Raw genomic sequence first — 745 nt, 5'->3', positions numbered from 1 at the left:
GTGGTCGAGCGCAGCTTTGGCTGGCTCAACCGTTTCCGGCGTCTCGCACGTGACTATGAACGGCTCCCCGAAACTCTCGCCGGGCTTCATTTTGTCGTCTTCGCAATGCTCATGCTTGTCCACGCCGTGCCAGTACTTCAAAGTTCCTAACACGCTCTATAGTTCTCGAAGGTCAAATTGACGTGGACGTCAAGATGAGGAGCCTTCGTCAGTTTGACATTTCGCAAATAAATGGTCCCTGAGATGGGACGAAAATTATTGCCTTTTAGCCACGTTTGATCCATTGAGAACTCGCCGACATAGACAAATATAATCTCGATTGGGGGGACCATAAAAACCGTTGTCGTTGTCGCTCAAACCGGAAGAATTTGGCCGAATCACCATCTGTCGCAAATCGTCTTCAGTCGATGTGCTTCGATGAGTGCCGGATCACGCGTTTAGGCAGAAACGCGCATTTGGCAGGCGCCGTCGGCACCGTGCGCGAGATGTCAATCTCAGCTGCACCCGAAACGAGGGATTTTGTGATGTTGCTGACGAGCACGTGTCTAACCGCGTCCGCCGACAGGCCACCACCAGATCGTCAGGCCCGGCCCGTTGCGCCGATCTGCGAAAATAACTCCTAGCAGGCTGCTGAAGTACACCCGAGTTGAAGAGGCCCCGCTCCAATTACGCGACTCTCGTCGCAAGATTTTTCGCATTGTGCAGATTCAATGCGAATTCACCGTCCCTTTAAGCGTTTTGAGGC

At 52.9% G+C, this 745-nt stretch carries 1 protein-coding gene; it reads left to right on the top strand.

Annotated elements, in window-relative coordinates; genetic code table 11:
* On the top strand, window positions 1-150 hold a 150-nt coding region (locus AB3X89_RS40045; protein WP_368588035.1), incomplete at its 5' end, for a transposase.
* Window positions 151-745: the final 595 nt, after the last annotated feature.

Origin of the sequence: Paraburkholderia sp. BR14320 (assembly GCF_040948665.1) — a bacterium.
Lineage (GTDB): Bacteria > Pseudomonadota > Gammaproteobacteria > Burkholderiales > Burkholderiaceae > Paraburkholderia > Paraburkholderia youngii.
The sequence above is the reverse complement of the archived record's forward strand: the minus strand, read 5'-3'. Positions and strand labels throughout refer to the sequence as shown.